The following is a 17132-nucleotide window of genomic DNA, read 5'->3' as shown; positions in this document are numbered from 1 at the left end:
GGCGCACTAGCATGCGTCCTCACCGCCCGGGCCGGTAGGGACACCGTGACCGTGCGGCGAGCCGCCGTCGACGGAAGCGAGAGAACCTTGACTTTCCTCACCATCGGTCACCGCGGGGTCATGGGTGTCGAACCGGAGAACACCCTGCGCTCGTTCGTCCGCGCGGAACGTTCCGGGATGGACGTCATCGCGCTGGATCTGCAGCTGAGCAAGGACGGCGTGCTCGTCGTCCTGCATGACGCCGAGGTGGACCGCACCACCGACGGCTCCGGAGCCGTCGCCGACCTGACCCTGGCCGCGCTGCGCGAGCTGGACGCCGGCCAGGGTGAGCGCGTGCCGGTGTTCGAGGAGGTCCTGGACGCGGTCCGGACCCCGCTCCAGGTGTCGGTCCAGGACGGGCCGACCGCGGCGGCGCTGGCGGAGCTGCTGCTGCGCCGCGACCTGGGCGCACGGGTGGAGGTGGCCTCCTTCCGCGACGAGGTGCTCGCCGAGACGGCCCGGCTGCTGCCGGGGGTGCGCGGCTGCCTGTACGCGGACCGGCACCTCGCGCACCGCGCGACCGTCGTGGACCGGGCGCTGGCCGTCGGCGCGCACACGGTCGCCCTGAACATCCGCGAACTCGCCCTGGACACGGTGGAGTCCGTGCACGCGGCCGGGCTGCGGGTGACCGGCTGGACCGTCAACACCCTGCAACAGCTGCGGGTGGCGCGGGCGCTCGAACTGGACGGCGCGGCCACCGACTTCCCGGAGATCCGCAGCACGGGCCGGTTCATCGCCTGACGGCGGCTCCCGCTGCGCGCTACAGCGGCTTGACCAGCAGCTCGAAGGCCAGGTCGTCGCGGAGCGGGACGCCGAAGCGCTCGTCGCCGTAGGGGAAGGGGCTCAGTTCGCCGGTGCGCAGGTATCCGCGGCGCACGTAGTACGCGATGAGATCCTCCCGTACGTTCACCACCGTCATCCGCATCTCCTTGGCGCCCCACGTCTCGCGGGCGCGGCGCTCGGCCTCGGCGAGTATCTCCTTGCCGAGGCCGCCGCCCTGCAGGCCCGGGCGGACCGCGAACATCCCGAAGTAGACGTGGTCGCCCCGGTGTTCGAGCTGGCAGCAGGCGACGAGCTCGCCCGCGCGCTCGACGGCAAGCAGGACGCTGTCGGTGGAGTCGATGATCGCGCGGACCCCCGCGGGGTCGGTGCGCTGCCCGTCCAGGTAGTCCGCCTCGGTGGTCCAGCCGGCGCGGCTGGCGTCCCCGCGGTAGGCCGACTCGACCAGGATCACGAGTTCCGGTACGTCCGCCTCCACGGCACTGCGGAAGTTCAGGGCGGTGGGGTGGGCGGTCGACATCGGGTGCTCCCGTTCTGCTCGGCGGCATATGACATGCCCGGTGCGGCAAGGAGAGCCTAACCCGGGGCGGCGTGCGGGCATCCGGGCCGGGGCATCTCTTCCCGTGACGCCGACGAACCGGGAGGTTCCGCCGTGCACGGTCCCGCGATGTCCTTTCCCGCTTCCCTCTCCGCCTGGCTGCTCGTACTGCTGTGTGCCGTGAGCGGTGCGTACTGCCTGTGGCGGGTGCGCAGATCGGAGCGGGAGGCGCGCGGCGGGGCGGGGGGCGAGGCGCTGATGGGGTTCGGGATGGCGGTGATGGCCGTGCCCTCGGGCATCGGGCCGTGGGGGCCCGGGATCCTGCTGGCCGTCTTCTGCGGGGCCGCGCTGCATGCGCTGTGGCTGCTGCGCGGCGGGGTGCACCACGCGCACCACCTGGTCGGCTCGCTGGCGATGGCGTACATGGCGCTGACGATGGCCGACGGGCACGGGCACGGCGGGGGCCCGCCGCTCGTCACCGGGGCGCTGCTCGTCTATTTCGCGGGGTACGTGCTGCTCGGCGGGGCCCGGCTGGTGACGGCGGGCGGGGGCGCGCAGCCGGTCGCGGGCGGGCCGCCTGCGAGGGCCGCGGAGCTGACGCGGGCGTGCCGACTCGCCATGGGAATGGGGATGTTGGCGATGCTGCTGAGTCTGTGAAGGTCTGGGAGCCGGCGGACAAACGTGTCCTGCGTCACCAATCACGAAAGGCCGTACCCGCAGGTAGCCCCCCGCTCATAGGCTGGCGGACATGATGGTCCCCGCCGCACTCCTGTTGCTCGGCGCCCTGACCGCGGTACTCGCCCCCCGTCTGCTGGCCCGGGCCGAATGGCCCGAGCGGGAGCCCGTCGTCGCGTTGTGGGTGTGGCAGTGCGTGGTGGGCGCGGTGCTCCTGTGCTTCGCCCTGTCGATGCTGCTGAGCGCGGCCGCCGCCTGGCTGGCGGTCCGGGGCCGGCTCTTCGCGGCGGCCCCGCACGGGGTGGTCGACGCGTACGCGCTGGGCCCGACCGGCGGCCCGTGGGCCGTGGGGACCGCGCTGGCGCTGGCGGGCGGCGGGCTGTGGACCGGGGCCCGGCTGACCCGGGAGGTGCTGCGGGCCCGGGCCCGGCGCCGGGCGCAGGGCGCCGAGCTGCTCGTACGGGCGCCGCTGCTGCCCGGGGAGGACCCGGCCGGGGCGCGGCTCGTCGTCCTGGAGGGGACGCGGCCCGACGCGTGGTGGCTGCCGGGCGCGGCCCCGCAGCTGGTGGTGACCACGGCCGCCCTCGGACGGCTCAAGGGGAGCCAGCTGGACGCCGTACTGGCGCACGAGCAGGGGCACGCGCAGGCCCGGCACGACTGGCTGCTGCACTGCTCGCGGGCGCTGGCGGGCGGGTTCCCGCAGGTGCCGGTCTTCGCGGCGTTCGAAGCGGAGATGCACCGGCTCGTCGAACTGGCCGCCGACGACGTGGCCTCGCGGCGGTTCGGGAGGCTGACAATCGCGCTGGCGCTGGTCGGGCTCAACGAGGACCGGGGGGTGTTCGGGGCCTACCCGAGCCCGCAGCCGCACGTGTCGGACCGGGTGCGGCGGCTGCTGTCGGCGGCGCCCCGGCTGTCGGCGGGCCGTCGGCTTCGGCTGACCGCACTGGCCACACTGGTCCCGGCGATCCCGCTGGTCGTGGCCCTGATGCCGGGCCTGAGCGCCCTCACCTGATCCCGTAGGGCCCGCTCGCGCCCGCCCGTCTGAGCGGACAGGCCGAAATCCGACGTTCCCCCGAGGTGTGGAAGTCCCTGCTCTGGGTGATCCCCCGCGTCACCCAGAGCAGGCGACCCCGTGCGCTGAGTATATTGGCTGGGAGCCAGTCAACGCAGGAGTAAGCATGTCCCCGCGCAGCGCATCGGTCAATGAAGAATTGCGCAGACGTTCCCGGGAGCGGCTGCTCCAGGCCACGGTCGAACTCGTCGCCGAACGCGGCTACGAGTCCACGACGCTCGGCGACATCGCCGACCGGGCGGGCACGGCCCGCGGCCTGGTCTCGTACTACTTCCCGGGCAAACGGCAGCTGCTCCAGTCGGCCGTCCACCGGCTCATGCACCTGACCCTGGAATCGGCCCTGGAGCGCGAGCCGCGCAGCGACGACGGTCGCGAGCGGCTCGCCCGCGCCGTCGACGCGATCCTCGGGCTCGCCCGGGACGAGCCGCTGCTGATGCGGACACACATGGCGGGCATCCTCCAGGCCGAGGGGTTCGTGCAGTGCCCGGAGCAGCAGCGGCTGGCGGAGCTGCTCCGGGACACGGTCACGCGGTACGGATCGGCGGACGTGGACACCGACTACCCGCTGCTGCGGGCGCTGCTGATGGGCGCGGTGGTCGCGGTCCTGCTGCCGGGGGCTCCGATGCCGCTGGCGCGGCTGCGGGCGGAGCTGTTCCAGCGCTACGGGCTGGACTGGGAGCTCGGCTTCCCGCCGGACGGCGGACCGCCCGGCGGAACGTTTCCCTCAACAGGCTCCCCCTAGGTCATGCTCAGTGGTATTCGGGCTGGGTCTGCACGTTGAGCCGGTCCATCCACACCCATTTCGCGCTCTCGGTGCGCCAGTCGTCGATCCGCAGCACGTCGAGGCCCTTGGCGATGTCGTTCGAGTAGACGTACCCGTTGTAGTAGTACGCCGACCAGGACCCGCCGAGTCCGAGCTGGTCCGTGGTGAGCGGGCCGCGCTCGAAGTAGCCGATCTCCTTGGGCCGGGCGGAGTCGGTGAAGTCCCACACCGAGACGCCGCCCTGGTACCAGGACTGGACCATGATGTCGCGGCCGCCGCCGACCGGGATCAGCGATCCGTTGTGCGCCACGCAGTTCTCGGTGTCGGCCTGGAGGCGCGGGATCTTGAAGTAGCTGCGGAAGACGAGTTTGCGCTGGTCGCCGCGGCCGGTGATGTCGTAGATGCCGTCCGCCCCGCGGTTCGGGCCGGTGGCCTCGTTGCAGGTGGCGCCGCCACCGCCGCCCAGCTCGTCGGTGAACACCACCTTGTCGGCCTTCTCGTTGAAGGTCGCCGAGTGCCAGAACGCGAAGTTCACGTTGTCCTGCACCCGGTCGATGACCCGAGGCTGCTCGGGCTTGCTGATGTCGAAGAGGATGCCGTCACCCATGCAGGCGCCGGCGGCCAGCTTCTTCGACGGCAGCACGGTGATGTCGTGGCAGCCGGTGGTCTTGCTGACGCCGGGGTTGGTGGGCGCGCCCGGGTTGCCGCCGTCCGGAAAGAGGACGGGGAAGGCGACGACCGCCGCCTGCGTCGGGTTCTTCTTCGGGACCTTGATCACGGAAATGCCGTCGTGCGGCGGCTGGCAGTCGGGGAACGCCTCGTTCGGGGAGTAAGAGGCCACGTAGAGGTAGATGTCGCGCTCGCCCGGCACCAGCGTGTGGGTGTGGGAGCCGCAGTTGGTCTCCACGGACTTGATGTACTTGGGGTTCTTCTTGTCCTTGATGTCGAAGATCTTGATGCCCTCCCACGAGGACTTCTCCGTCGCGGGCTGCGAGACGCTGTTGCAGGAGTCGTCGCTGCGCGAGGAGTCCGTGGAGAGGAAGAGCAGGTCCCCCTGGACGGAGACGTCGTTCTGGCCACCGGGGCAGAGCACCTGGCTGACGGTCTTCGGGGCCTTCGGGTTGCCGATGTCGTAGATCGTGAAGCCGTTGTAGTTGCCGGCGTAGGCGTACTTGCCCTGGAAGGCCAGGTCGGTGTTGATGACGCCGGGGTAGGTGCTCGGGATGTTGGTCAGGTGCTTGACGTTGGCGCTGTGCACGATCTCGTCCTGGCCGGGGATCTCACCCGGGGCGAGGACGCGCCCGCCCGCCGCCGGGTCGGCGCCCCGCGTGGAAGCCCTGCCGGGCGATAAGTCCCCGGGATCGGGGGTGGCGGCCGCGGGGCCGGCCGCGAACAGCGTGGTCAGCAGCCCGGCCGCGGCCACGGCCGCCCCCAGACTCCTGTGCCGCACTCTGGTGGTGAGCTTCGAGGTCACTGTGCCCTCCCGTGGAGTCCGATCGATTCCGCTCGCGGTGGGAACGCGCCCGCTCGTGGTGGGAACGCGCCCGCCGGGGTACCGGAGCGGTCCCCGGCAGTATGTTCCCTTCATGGACATGGCAAAAGGGTTACTCGGCCGAACGACCGCGGCGGCCATGGCCGCCGGGATCCTGCTCGCCCTGGCCGGCTGCCGCGACGGGGACGGCGGCGACGGGGCCAAGAACGGCGGCGCGGCGGTCATCGCCCCAGGCAGACCGGGCGAGAAGGCCCGCACCCTCTCCCCCGAAGAGGCCGCGAAGCGGCAGCCGGACGACGGCCCGAACGCGGCCGACCGGACCTACGTACAGCACATGATCGAACACCACCGGCAGGCCCTCACGATGAGCGCACTGGCCCCGGACCGGGCCTCGGCGGACGCGGTCAAACGGCTCGCCGAGCGGATCACGGCCGCCCAGCAGCCCGAAATCGGCGCGATGGAGAAGTGGTTGGCGCGCTACCCGGCACCCTCCGGGGCCCCGGCGGCCGGCCACGACCACGGCGCGATGCCCGGCATGGCGACCGGGCAGCAGCTCGAACAGCTCGCCGGGGCGAAGGGCGCCGGCTTCGACAAGCTCTTCCTCACCCTGATGACCGCCCACCACGAGGGCGCCGTCAAGATGGCGGGCGAGGCGCTGGCCGCCGGAAACAACGGCGCGGTGGAGGAAATGGCCAACGAGGTGGTGGCCACCCAGACCGCCGAGATCCACCGGATGCGCGCGATGGGCTGACGGCCGCCGGGCCCGGTGGCATGCTGGGAGCACCTGCGGGAGGAGCTCCGCCGTGCTTCGTGTCGCCGTCGTCGGTTCGGGCCCCAGCGGGGTCTACGCCGCTCAGACCCTGGTACAGCAGCGTGAGGTGCCGGGCGTCCGGGTCGACGTGCTGGACCGGCTGCCCGCGCCGTACGGGCTGGTGCGCTACGGGGTGGCCCCCGACCACGAGAAGATCAAGTCGCTCCAGGGCAGCCTGCGCACCGTGCTGGAGGACGAGCGGATCCGCTTCCTCGGCAACGTCGAGGTCGGCGGACCGCAGCTGCCCACCGCACGGCTGCTGGAGCTGTACCACGCGGTGGTGTACTGCGTGGGCGCCGCCCGCGACCGGCTGCTCGGAATCCCCGGCGAGGAGCTGGCCGGGGTGCACTCCGCGACGGCGTTCGTCGCCTGGTACAGCGGCCACCCGGACGCCGTGGCCGAGGCCTTCGACCTGCCCGGGGTGGGCTCGGCGGTGGTCGTCGGGGCGGGCAACGTGGCCGTGGACGTGACGCGGATGCTGGCCCGGGGCGAACCGGAGCTGGCCCCTACCGACATGCCGCAGCCGGCCCTGGGCGCGCTCGCGGACAGCGGGGTGAAGTCGGTGTCGATGGTGGCCCGACGCGGGCCCTCGCAGGGCAAGTTCACCACCAAGGAGCTGCGGGAGCTGGGCACGCTGCCGGGCGTGGCCGCCGTGGTGGACCCCGCCGAGCTGGCCCTCGACCCCGCGTACGCCGACCAGGACGCGGCCGCCGCGCTGCCCGCGGTGGCCCGGCGCAACCTGGAGGTGCTGCGCGGCTGGGCCGGGCAGGACCCGGGCGGCGCGCAGCGCCGGATCGGCCTGCGGTTCTACCTGCGCCCGGTGGAGGTGCTGGCCGGCCCCGGCGGCCGGGTCGCCGGGATGCGCTTCGAGCGGACCGCCCCGGACGGCCGCGGCGGGGTCACCGGGACGGGCTCGTACGAGGACATCGAGGCGCAGTTGGTGCTGCGCTCGGTGGGGTACCAGGGGGTTCCGCTGCCGGGTCTGCCGTTCGACCCGGTGAAGGCCACGGTTCCGCACGCCGCCGGCCGGGTGCTGCGCGAGGGCCGGGCCTCGGTGGGCGAGTACGTGGCGGGCTGGATCAAGCGCGGCCCGACCGGGGTGATCGGCACCAACCGGCCCTGCGCCAAGGAGACGGCGTCCTCGCTGCTCCAGGACGCGGCGGTGCTGGCCCGGCGGGAGCTGCCGGGCGATCCGCTGGACGCGTTGCGGGCGGCCGGGCTGCACCCGGTGGAGTGGCCGGGCTGGCTGGCGATCGAGGCGGCGGAGGCCGATCTCGGGCGCTCGCTGGGCCGCCGCTCGGTGAAGATCCCGGACTGGCCGGGCCTGCTGGCAGCGGCGAACGCGGGCGCCTGAGCCCGGGCCGGCGCGGCCCGGCCCGGCACCCGGCGCCCTAACGCGCGAGGCGTGCCTCTTCCGCGGCGGCCGCCGCCAGCACGCTGTCGAGCAGCCCCGGGAACAGGCTCTCCAGCTCCGGGCCGCGCAGGCCGTTCATCTTCGCCGTCCCGCGGTAGACCTGGCGGACCACACCGGCCTCCCGCAGGACGCGGAAGTGGTGCGTGGTCGTCGACTTGGTGACCGGCAGGTCGAAGTACGAGCACGCCAGCTCGTCCGGCGTGGCCGCGAGGTCCCGCACGATCGACAGCCGGATCGGGTCCGACAGTGCGTGCAGCACCGTTTCGAGCCGGATCTCGTCGAGCCCGGGATGGGCGAGCGCACGGGTGGTGGCCGTATCCGTCACGTCTGGCCTCGTCTCCTCCGGCTCCCCTGTTCGTACGAGAACCACCGTAGTACATCGGCTGCCACCGGAAGGAACGCACACACGTGCTCGCGGTGGCGGCTACCAGGCACGGTGGTACGAGACGGGCACCCGTACCCCGGTGCCCGGTTCGGCGGCCCGTTCGGCGCCCAGCGCGGCGGCCGCGGTGCGGGCCCAGTACGGGTCGCGCAGCAGCTCGCGGCCGAGCAGGACCGCGTCCGCCTGCCCGTCGGCCAGGATCGCGCCGGCCTGCTCCGGCTCGGTGATCAGCCCGACGGCGGCCACCGGGAGGCCGGTCCGGGCCTTGACCTCGGCCGCGAACGGCACCTGGAAGCCGGGCCCCGCCGGGATGTTCGCCTTCGGGGCCATCCCGCCGGTGGACACGTCCAGCAGGTCCACCCCGCGGCCTTGGAGCAGTGCGGCCAGCCGGACCGTGTCCTCGGGGGTCCAGCCGGACTCCTCCAGCCAGTCGGTGGCGGAGACGCGGAAGAACAGCGGCAGCTCCTCGGGCCACACCGCCCGTACGGCGTCGACGACTTCGAGGGCGAAGCGGACCCGGTTCTCGAAGGAGCCGCCGTACGCGTCGGTGCGCCGGTTGATCTGCGAGGAGAGGAACTGGCCGATGAGGTAGCCGTGGGCGCCGTGGATCTCGACGACCTCGTAGCCGGCGGCCAGCGCGCGCCGCGCGGCGGCCGCGAACTGGCCGGTGATCTCGTGGATTTCCGCGGTCGTCAGCTCGTGCGGCACCGGGTCGCCCTCGGCGAACGGCACCGGGCTCGGGGCGCTCGGCAGCCAGCCGTCCGCCTCGGGGCCGACGTATCCGCCGCCCTCCCAGGGCCGGCCGGTCGAGGCCTTCCGCCCGGCGTGGGCGATCTGGACGCCCGGAACGGCGCCCTGGGCCTTGATGAAGGAGGTGATCGGGCGCAGCGCCTCGACCTGCGTGTCGTTCCAGATGCCGAGGTCGTACGGGGAGATCCGGCCCTCCGGGGAGACGGCGGTGGCCTCCTGGAGGATCAGGCCGGCGCCGCCCACCGCGCGGGCCGCGTAGTGCGCGAAGTGCCAGGCGTGGGCCACGCCCGCGTCCGGACCCGAGGCCTCCGCGACGTACTGGCACATCGGCGCCATCCAGATCCGGTTCCGCGCGGTGACCGAGCGCAGGGTGAACGGCGCGAAGAGGGCCTCGGCGTGGGTGGCGGGGACGTGCGTGGCGGGGGCTATGGGGGCAGCACTCATGAAGGACTCTCCGGAGGTGGCCGGGCACGCCGCGGATCGGCGGCTTGTACGAGAGTCAGCGTACTACGATTTATGCCGTACTACGAGACCTCTCGTACAAGCTCGTCGAGCTCGGCGCGCAGCGCCTCCGCCAGGGCCGTCAGGTCCGGCACGGCGGCCGCGTCGGCGACCAGGCCGTAGTGGACCGTGCCCTTGTAGGTGGAGACCGCGACCGCCAGGGAGTGGCCGCGGGCGAGCGGGGCCAGCGGATAGACCTCGCGGACCCGGCTGCCGCCGAGCGAGAAGGTGAAGCCGGGCAGCGGGACGCTCGTGACCAGGATGTCGAAGAGCAGCCGGGCCGCCTGGGCGACCAGGGGGCCGCCGAGCCGGTGGCCGAGGGGGTGGACGTGGTCGGCGAGCAGGGCGACGGCCCCGGCGCCGCGGGCGGGTCCGGCCTCCTTGTTGCGGTCCATTCCGAGCCGCACCCGGTCCAGGCGCAGCAGCGGGTCCGGTTCGGCGATCGGGAGCCGCAGCAGGTAGCCGGAGAGCCGGTTGCCGTACGCGGCGCCGCCGGGCCGGCGGCGGGATACCGGTATCAGGGCGCGCGGGCCGGGCCCCTCCGGCTCCGGGTCGCCGCGGCCCAGCAGCCAGCGCCGCAGGGCGCCCGCGACCATGGCGATCAGCACGTCGTTGACGGTGCCCCCGGCGACCTTCCGGATGCGGTTGACGTCGTCGAGGTCGAGCGCCAGGCCGGCGACCACGCGGGTGCCGGTCTGCGCCGGGACGGCCGTCAGGGCCGCCGGGACCCCGAGGGGCAGTCCGGCGCGGGCCACGGAGGCGCCGATCTCCAGCGCCTGGCCGACGTCCTGGACCCGGGCGGCCAGCATCCCGGGGAGGCTGCGCAGGGCGGAGCCGGCGGCGGGCCGCGCCGCCGGGACCGGTCGCGCGGGACCCCGTATGGTCGCGCCCTCGTCGAAGAGCATGGCCGCCAGCGCCAGGGCCCCGAGCCCGTCGGCGAGGGCGTGGTGGAACTTGAAGAGCACCGCGAAGGAGCCCGCATCGGGCCCGGCCAGGACGTGCGCCTCCCAGGGCGGCCGGCCCCGGTCCAGCGGCCGCGCCATCAGGGGCCCGGCGGCGGCCCGCGGGTCGGGGGTGCGGACGAGGAACACGTGCCGGGCGGGATCGAAGTCCGCGTCGGGCGACCAGGCGGCGGCGCCGATCGGCAGCAGCACGTCGTGGATGCGGCGGCGCAGGCCGGGGACGGCGGCGCAGCGGGCGGTGAGCAGTGCGGCGGCGCGGACGGCGGGGTCGGGGCCGGCGTCGGCGCCGGTGCCGGTGCCGGTGCCGGTGCCGGGGGTGTCGCGCGGGGTGGCTTCGAAGACCGCGAGGGCGCCGAGGTGCATGGGATGGGCGGCGGATTCGATCCGCCAGAAGGCGAGGTCGAGCGGTGACAGGTGCTCGGTGGCCACGTATTGCCTCTCGCGTGCGGTGGCAGAGGTGGAAGTCAACCCCCATCGGCCTCCTACGATCAAGTAGCCACCCTTTGGATACGCCTGTTGATCGATGACGACCGACTGCTCGGCGCAGCGGACCGGCGGCCCGGCCGCTGTCGGTGGCCGGGAGCAGACTGGCCGAAACGGTACGCAGCGACCGGGACGGCGAAGTCCGGAGGGGGTGTTCCGGACCCTGGACGGCGGCGCCCGCCGGACCCCCTCCAACGACGGCGTCTCGGCGGTGTTCCTGCCGGATCCGCATCCGGAGTTCGGCCGGCGCGTGCCACGACGACGGGGACGGCTGCCGGGTGCCGGCCGGGCACCTGCCCGACGTCCTGTACGAACGGGCTGCGGTCATCGCTCACCGAATCGGCCAGTAGAGTGACTCGCTGTGGCAGCACGACCGTTGAACGAGATCGTCGAGCCGGGCTGGGCCCGGGCTCTGGAGCCGGTGGCGGCGCAGATCGCCGCGATGGGCGACTTCCTGCGCGCCGAGATCGCCGCGGGGAGGACGTACCTGCCCGCCGGGGCGAACGTACTGCGCGCCTTCCAGCAGCCCTTCGACGAGGTGAAGGTGCTCATCGTCGGCCAGGACCCGTACCCCGCCCCGGGGCACGCGATGGGCCTGTCCTTCTCTGTGGCGCCCGACGTCAGCCCGTGGCCGCCCAGCCTCGACAACATCTTCCGCGAGCTGTACGCGGACCTCGGGGTGCCCCGGCCGGCGAACGGGGACCTGACCCCGTGGACCCGGCAGGGCGTGCTGCTGCTGAACCGCGCGCTGACCACCGCCCCGCGCAAGACCGGGGGCCATCGCGGCAAGGGCTGGGAGGCCGTCACCGAGCAGGCCATCCGGGCGCTGGCCGCGCGCGGGAAGCCCCTCGTGTCGGTGCTGTGGGGCCGCGACGCGCGCAATCTGCGGCCGCTGCTCGGCGAGTTGCCGGCCGTGGAGTCGGTCCACCCCTCCCCCATGTCCGCAGCCAACGGGTTCTTCGGTTCGCGGCCTTTCAGCAGGACCAACGACCTGCTGGTCCACCAGGGAGCCCAGCCGGTGGACTGGCGGCTTCCGGCCGCCGGTTGATCTTTCGCTGGCCTTTCTGTTGAACGGTATACGACATTCCACGGATAAATACGGACAGAAGCCGCCCGTTCAGGCCCTGCCCGAACACTCGGTTCCGATAAGCCAGTAGCATGCGGCGCCATGAGCTCCCCCACTGGGCCCGCGAATGGCCTGCCCGTACGAATGCCGCGACCCCGCCCTGCCGGACGGCACCGCCGACCCGAGCCCGCGGTGGCGCCCGAGGGCGCGCCCGCGCTGGTGCTCGCCGTGCCCGGTGCCCCTTCGGCCGCCTCCCGGGGGCTCGCGGAAGAGATCGTCAGCATCGGCCGCTCCGAGCTGCCGGGCCTGGACGCCCGCATCGGCTTCCTCGAAGGCGATGACGCCGAGGGCGCTGAGGGCGCCGAGTTCCCGGCCCTCTCCCACGTGCTGACCTCGGTCGCGGCCGAGCGCGTCGCCCGCGCGGAGTTCGCCCGCGCCGCCGGCCACGAGGTGCCCGCGCCGACCGGCCCGGACGCCGTGGTCGTCCCGCTGCTGGCCGGCCCCGACGCCGACCTGCTGCGCCGGATGCGCCAGGCCGTCATGGACTCCTCGGCCGCCGCCGAGCTGGCCGAGGTGCTCGGCCCGCACCCGCTGCTCGCCGAGGGCCTGCACGTGCGGCTCTCCGAGGCCGGACTGGCGCGCGCCGACCGCGCCCGGCTGTTCACCGTCACCACCGCCGCGGACGGCATCATCGTGGCCACCACCGGCGGCGCGGAGGCCGTCCAGGCCGCCGCGGTCACCGGCATGCTGCTGGCCGCGCGCCTCGCGGTGCCCGTCAAGGCCGCCGCGCTCGACCAGGAGGGCTCGGTGGCCGCGGTCGCCGAGCAGCTGCGCAGCGAGGGCTCGACGCAGCTCGCGCTGGCCCCCTACCTGATCGGCCCGGAAGCCGCCGAGGGGCTGCTGGACACGGCCTGCAAGGAGGCCGACTGCGCGGCCGCCGAGGTACTCGGGGCCTACTCGGCGCTCGGCAAGCTGGTCGTCACCCAGTACTCCGCTGCGCTCGGCCTCACCCAGGGCGCCGCTGCCCACTGATCCCGCACAGGTCCGCTCGTACGAGGGCCCGCGCCCCGGGGGTTCAACCCCTGGGACGCGGGCCCTCGTCCGTGCGGACGCGGACGGCGGGCAGCCGCCAGTCGGGCAGCCAGCGGTCGGGCAGTCGGGTCAGGCGAAGACCACGCAGGTCGCGGCCGGCACCGCCACCGAGCCGGTCCGGCGCGGCTGCCCGGTCAGGGGGTCGACGTCGAACCAGGTGACGTCCCCGGAGCGCTCGTTGGCCGCGTACAGCCGGCGCCCCGAGGGGTCGGCGGCGAGGTCCCGGGGCCAGCTGCCGCCGCACCCCACGGTGCCCACCAGCCGCGGCTTCTCGGGCCCGTCGGCGAGCGAGAGGGTGGCGATGGCGTCGGCTCCGCGCACGGCCGCCCACACGAAGCGGCCGTCGGGCGAGGCCACCACGGCCGACGGGTAGGCCCGTACGGCCCCTGGAGCGGTCGCAGACGCGATCGGAACCTCATCGACCGGTTCCAGCCGCCCGGAGCCGGCGTTCCAGCGGCAGACGGTCAGCTGCGGCTCCAGCTCGTGCAGGACGTAGGCCACTTCGCCGCCCGGGTGGAAGGCGAGGTGGCGCGGGCCCGTCCCGGCACGCAGCAGGGTCTCGCCGCACAGGCGCAGCGCCCCGGTGGCCGGGTCCGGCGCGCAGACGCGGACCGAATCGGTGCCGAGGTCCACGCTGAGCACCCAGCGGCCGCTCGGATCGGGCAGCACCTGGTGGGCGTGCGGCCGTTCCTGGCGGCTCGCGTCGGGGCCGGAGCCCTCGTGCGCGAGGACCGAGGCGGGCCCGCAGAAGCTGCCGTCCGCGGCGAGCGGGAGGCTGCTGACGCTGCCGGAGGTGTAGTTGGCGGTCAGCAGCCGGCGCCCGGCCACGCTGAGGTGGGTCGGTCCGGAGCCGCCGACGCGGACGGCGGGACCGAGGGCGGTGAGGCCCTCGGGGGTGGGCCGGAAGGCGGCGGCCGCACCCTGGTCCGTCTCGCTCACGGCGTAGAGCACCCCGGTGCCCCGGTCGAGGGCGAGGTACGAGGGGTCCGCGACCGCGTCGGTGGCGGAGAGGAGGGTCAGCGCACCGGTCGCCGGGTCCACGGCCGCGGTGGTGATGCCGCGGCCGCCTCCCGAGGTGAACGAGCCGATGCGGGCCCGCAGTCCGCCGCCCCGGCCGCCCCGGCCGTCCCTGCCGTCCCTGCCGTCCCGGCCGTCCATGCCCGCCGTCCCGTCCGTGTCCGCCGTGCCGTTCGAAAGCTCCGTACCGTCCGCGCCGCCCACGGGATGCCCCTCTCCACCGTTCGGATCGATCCGTGCGGAGCCGACGGTAACAGAAGGGTCTAGACCAGATCCCGCCCTTGGGCCCGCTCCCGCGCGCCCGGGTGGTGGACGTACGCCGTCGAGCTCGGCCGGTCGTCGTACGTGCGGTGGAAGACCGGGGTCGCGGAGCCCGAGATCGGCGGCACGATCCAGGACCAGTCGGCGCCCACCTCCCGCCCCTTGCGCTCCTCGCGCTCCATGTGGCTGAGGAAGCGCCGGGACTCGGTGTGGTGGTCCGCGATGGTGACCCCGGCCCGGTCGAAGGAGTGCAGTACGGCCCGGTTGAGCTCGACGAGCGCGCGGTCCTTCCACAGCGAGCGGTCGCTGGCGGTGTCGAGGCCGAGGCGCCGGGCGACGGCGGGCAGGAGGTTGTACCGGTCGGTGTCCGCGAGGTTGCGGGCGCCTATCTCGGTCCCCATGTACCAGCCGTTGAAGGGCGCGGCCGGATAGTGGATGCCGCCGATCTCCAGGCACATGTTGGAGATGGCGGGTACGGCGTGCCAGCGCAGCCCCCAGGCCGCCCAGCCGGCGTCGTCGGGGTGCTCGATCGGGACCTCCAGCACGGCGTCCGCGGGGGTCTCGAACCAGCGGGGCTTGTCGTCGACGCCCTGGACCACCAGCGGCAGCAGATCGAAGGGGGTGCCCGCGCCCCCGGTCCAGCCGAGGCCGAGCAGGGCACTGGTGAGCGGTGCGTTGCGGGCGTCGCCCACGGTGACGGAGTGGTGGTCGCCGTATCCGGCGTACCGGACGAGTTGCTCGCTCCAGATCAGCGGGCCGGGGCGGTCCGGGGTGTCCGGGGCGAAGACGGTGATGGTGGGTCTGACCCGGCCGCCGTTGGTCGCGTCGCGCAGGTGCTCGAAGCACTCGGCGGCTATGTCGTCGGCGTCGGTGAGCTCGCGGCGGTCGCGCACCCGCAGCGAGTTCCAGTACAGCCTGCCGATGCAGCGGTTGCTGTTGCGCCAGGCGACACGGGCCCCGTGGACGAGCTCCTGCGGGGTGTGCCGGTAGCTTCCGGTGTCCGCGAGCTCGGCCCGCACGGCGGCGAGCCGGGCCCGCGGATCACCCGCCGGCGGATTCTCCCGGTGGAAGAGTCGGATGAACTCCTCGGCTGCTTCCCACACTTCGGCTGTGGTCGAGCGCTGTTGAAGTATTTCCATCCCGGGCGGTTACCCCCTGTCCGACCAGATCCACCCTGTACGTGCCGGATGAATGTGCTATCAACACTCACCCGTTGTACATGCCGCAGGTCAGCGGCGTACGGCACGCGCAACCGGAACAACTCCACCGGGTGATCTTCGGGCCATTGCCCTGCGGAGCGGTTCTGACAGGGCGTAAGATCCGCCGCCATGCGGGCCGTGACCTCGTGGATCTCCTGGATCGGGCCCGGGGCCGGGGCCGGATCAGGCGCCGATGGCGAGGGGCGCGCGGGGGTCGGTGCGCAGGGGGGCGTGGAGGGCCACGAGGGCGTGCTCCAGGCCGTGCAGGTGCGCGAGGGCCGGCTCCGCGGCGGCGGGCCGGGGGTGGGCGGGAACGGCGCGTTCCGCCGCGGCCCGGGGGGCGGTCAGCGCCTCCACGGCGCTCTCCACCCGCCAGCACGCGGCGGCCAGCCGGGCGTCGTGCGAGGCCTGCGGGTCGGCGGCGACGGCCACCAGTCCGCGCACCTCGCGGGCGCAGTCGTCGAGCAGCCCGAGGACCTGCCGGGCCCGGGCCTTGCGGGCGCGCAGCGGGCTCAGCGGGTGGACCAGGGGCGCGAGGGCCATCCGTACGCGGGCCAGCAGCAGTTCGAGTTCGGCGGCGTGCGGGGCGGGATCGGCGTCGGGGTCCCCGGCGAGCCGGTCGAGGGAGGCCGCCGTGGAGGCCCGTACGCAGTGCAGGGCGCGCTGGATCCAGGCGTCGTTGGCGGCGTGGGTGGTCACCGGGAGGACGAGCACCACGGCGAGGGCCGCACCCAGCGCGCCGATCGCGGTCTCCTCGAAGCGCAGGAGCAGCAGGCCGGGGTGCAGGACGCCGAGGAGCCCGTAGAGCAGTCCGGCCATGACGGTGACGAAGAACATCATCCAGGAGTACGAGGGCGCCGCGGTGTAGAAGATCCCGAAGACGCATACGGCGACCAGGGCGGCGGTCGGCGCGGGCGCCCCGTGCAGGGGTACGGCGATCAGCAGCCCGGCGGCGATGCCGACGACCGTGCCGAGGACCCGGCGGAATCCGCGGACGAGGGTCTCGCCGCGGGAGGCGGTGTTGACGAAGATCCACCATGCGGTGCCGACGGCCCAGTACCAGCGGTCGTCGGAGAGCGCCTGGCCGATGCCGAGCGCGAAGGCGCAGGCGGCGGTGGCCTGGAAGGCCTGCCGCGTGGTCGGCCGGGCCAGACCGGTGCCGGGCAGGCCGGGCGGCGCGGCGGGCGGCGGGGTGCGCCGCTCGATCGGCCAGAGGAGGAACCGCACCGCTCCGGCGGAGAGCAGCGCCAGCCCCACGGCGGCGTACAGCTCGGGCAGCTGGCCGGGGACGGCGTGCAGGAACTGCGTGACGAAGAACATCATGAAGCCGAAGATCCCGAGGGCGTGCCCGCGCGGCCCCCAGCGGCGGGCGTAGACCCCGGCGAACACGACGGCGAGGAAGGCGGCGTCCCGGGCGAGCGGCACCCCGTGCAGGGTGGTGGCCAGCGCGAGGACGGGGAATCCGGCGACGGGCAGCAGGGCGCTGGTCACGCGCTGGGCCCGCACGGTCGCGTCGAGCACGGTGAACAGGGTGAGCAGGGCCGCCAGTCCCCCGGTGATGGAGGCGGTGAGGGAGAGGCCGCAGACCTCGGCCACGGCGACGGCGAGCCCGACGCCGAGCACGGCCCGCAGCGAGTTCCTCAGTCTCAGGCGCCCCGGATCCGGAGCCACGAACATCCTCTTCACGGCGGTGTGCCGCCCCCCTTGCAGTGGTGCGCGCCGGTCCGGCGTCCGCCCGGGGGTGGTGGGCGGCAGGCGGGCACGGCGAAGGCACCGCGCTCCGGACCGGCCTCGTTGCCGTCCGGCGCTGCGCGGCGCCGTAAGTACATGGATAC

The 17132-nt window shown here is 74.0% G+C and carries 16 protein-coding genes and 1 pseudogene; 9 read left to right on the top strand and 8 right to left on the bottom strand.

All coding sequences use genetic code 11. The annotated features are described in order from the left end of the window. Positions 1–87 precede the first annotated feature (87 nt). Positions 88–780, top strand: coding sequence for a glycerophosphodiester phosphodiesterase (locus tag IF02_RS0128435; protein ID WP_030161897.1), 693 nt, complete (start codon positions 88–90; stop codon positions 778–780). Positions 781–799: 19 nt separating this feature from the next. On the opposite strand, the gene IF02_RS0128430 is transcribed toward IF02_RS0128435, so the two are convergent. Beyond that, positions 800–1339, bottom strand: a complete 540-nt coding sequence (locus tag IF02_RS0128430; protein WP_030161895.1) for a GNAT family N-acetyltransferase — start codon at positions 1337–1339, stop codon at positions 800–802. 147 nt (positions 1340–1486) lie between these two features. Between IF02_RS0128430 and IF02_RS0128425 the strand changes: the two genes are divergently transcribed. The 3 genes from IF02_RS0128425 (at position 1487) to IF02_RS0128415 (ending at position 3846) form a co-directional block, all read left to right on the top strand. Beyond that, entirely contained in the window at positions 1487–2014 is a 528-nt protein-coding gene (locus IF02_RS0128425; protein ID WP_030161893.1) for a DUF5134 domain-containing protein, read from the top strand. 91 nt (positions 2015–2105) lie between these two features. After that, entirely contained in the window at positions 2106–3044 is a 939-nt protein-coding gene (locus IF02_RS0128420; RefSeq protein WP_030161891.1) for a M56 family metallopeptidase, read from the top strand. A 166-nt stretch (positions 3045–3210) separates the two neighbouring features. Then, positions 3211–3846, top strand: coding sequence for a TetR/AcrR family transcriptional regulator (locus IF02_RS0128415; protein WP_030161889.1), 636 nt, complete (start codon positions 3211–3213; stop codon positions 3844–3846). 7 nt (positions 3847–3853) lie between these two features. On the opposite strand, the gene IF02_RS0128410 is transcribed toward IF02_RS0128415, so the two are convergent. Beyond that, positions 3854–5341: an LVIVD repeat-containing protein gene (locus IF02_RS0128410; protein WP_030161887.1), complete on the bottom strand. Its 1488-nt coding sequence runs from the start codon at positions 5339–5341 to the stop codon at positions 3854–3856. A 112-nt stretch (positions 5342–5453) separates the two neighbouring features. Between IF02_RS0128410 and IF02_RS0128405 the strand changes: the two genes are divergently transcribed. Then, positions 5454–6110: a DUF305 domain-containing protein gene (locus IF02_RS0128405; RefSeq protein ID WP_051696617.1), complete on the top strand. Its 657-nt coding sequence runs from the start codon at positions 5454–5456 to the stop codon at positions 6108–6110. A gap of 52 nt (positions 6111–6162) precedes the next feature. Beyond that, positions 6163–7524 carry an FAD-dependent oxidoreductase gene (locus IF02_RS0128400; protein WP_030161883.1) on the top strand — a complete coding sequence of 454 codons (1362 nt, stop codon included), beginning with the start codon at positions 6163–6165 and terminating at the stop codon, positions 7522–7524. Positions 7525–7561: 37 nt separating this feature from the next. On the opposite strand, the gene IF02_RS0128395 is transcribed toward IF02_RS0128400, so the two are convergent. The 3 genes from IF02_RS0128395 to IF02_RS0128385 form a co-directional block, all read right to left on the bottom strand. Further along, positions 7562–7909, bottom strand: coding sequence for an ArsR/SmtB family transcription factor (locus IF02_RS0128395; protein ID WP_030161881.1), 348 nt, complete (start codon positions 7907–7909; stop codon positions 7562–7564). A 99-nt stretch (positions 7910–8008) separates the two neighbouring features. Next, positions 8009–9160 (bottom strand): NADH:flavin oxidoreductase/NADH oxidase, encoded by a 1152-nt coding sequence (locus IF02_RS0128390; protein WP_051696616.1) that lies wholly within the window; start codon positions 9158–9160, stop codon positions 8009–8011. Between the two features lie 80 nt (positions 9161–9240). Continuing rightward, the gene (locus IF02_RS0128385) at positions 9241–10608 is read right to left on the bottom strand and encodes a wax ester/triacylglycerol synthase family O-acyltransferase (protein ID WP_030161877.1); all 1368 of its coding nucleotides are present in this window, start codon (positions 10606–10608) and stop codon (positions 9241–9243) included. 193 nt (positions 10609–10801) lie between these two features. Here IF02_RS0128385 and IF02_RS36265 point away from each other — a divergent pair. The 3 genes and pseudogenes from IF02_RS36265 to IF02_RS0128375 all read left to right on the top strand — a co-directional run. Beyond that, positions 10802–10915 (top strand): annotated as a pseudogene (locus IF02_RS36265) (exo-alpha-sialidase); the annotation flags it as partial. Between the two features lie 108 nt (positions 10916–11023). After that, positions 11024–11710 (top strand): uracil-DNA glycosylase, encoded by a 687-nt coding sequence (locus IF02_RS0128380; RefSeq protein WP_030161874.1) that lies wholly within the window; start codon positions 11024–11026, stop codon positions 11708–11710. Between the two features lie 120 nt (positions 11711–11830). Next, a complete protein-coding gene (locus IF02_RS0128375; protein WP_078622386.1) occupies positions 11831–12760 on the top strand; it encodes a sirohydrochlorin chelatase in 930 nt (309 codons plus the stop codon). 129 nt (positions 12761–12889) lie between these two features. Here the strand turns inward: IF02_RS0128375 and IF02_RS0128370 are convergent, their stop codons facing one another. From IF02_RS0128370 to IF02_RS0128360, 3 genes are all read right to left on the bottom strand, one after another. Next, entirely contained in the window at positions 12890–13978 is a 1089-nt protein-coding gene (locus IF02_RS0128370; protein WP_051696622.1) for a lactonase family protein, read from the bottom strand. Between the two features lie 122 nt (positions 13979–14100). Then, entirely contained in the window at positions 14101–15237 is a 1137-nt protein-coding gene (locus IF02_RS0128365; protein ID WP_030161868.1) for a nitric oxide synthase oxygenase, read from the bottom strand. Between the two features lie 243 nt (positions 15238–15480). Continuing rightward, positions 15481–16974 (bottom strand): FUSC family protein, encoded by a 1494-nt coding sequence (locus tag IF02_RS0128360; RefSeq protein WP_030161866.1) that lies wholly within the window; start codon positions 16972–16974, stop codon positions 15481–15483. Between the last annotated feature and the right edge of the window lie 158 nt (positions 16975–17132).

It is taken from the genome of Streptomyces sp. NRRL S-244 (assembly GCF_000717915.1).
Classification (GTDB): Bacteria; Actinomycetota; Actinomycetes; order Streptomycetales; family Streptomycetaceae; genus Streptomyces.
The sequence above is the reverse complement of the archived record's forward strand: the minus strand, read 5'-3'. Positions and strand labels throughout refer to the sequence as shown.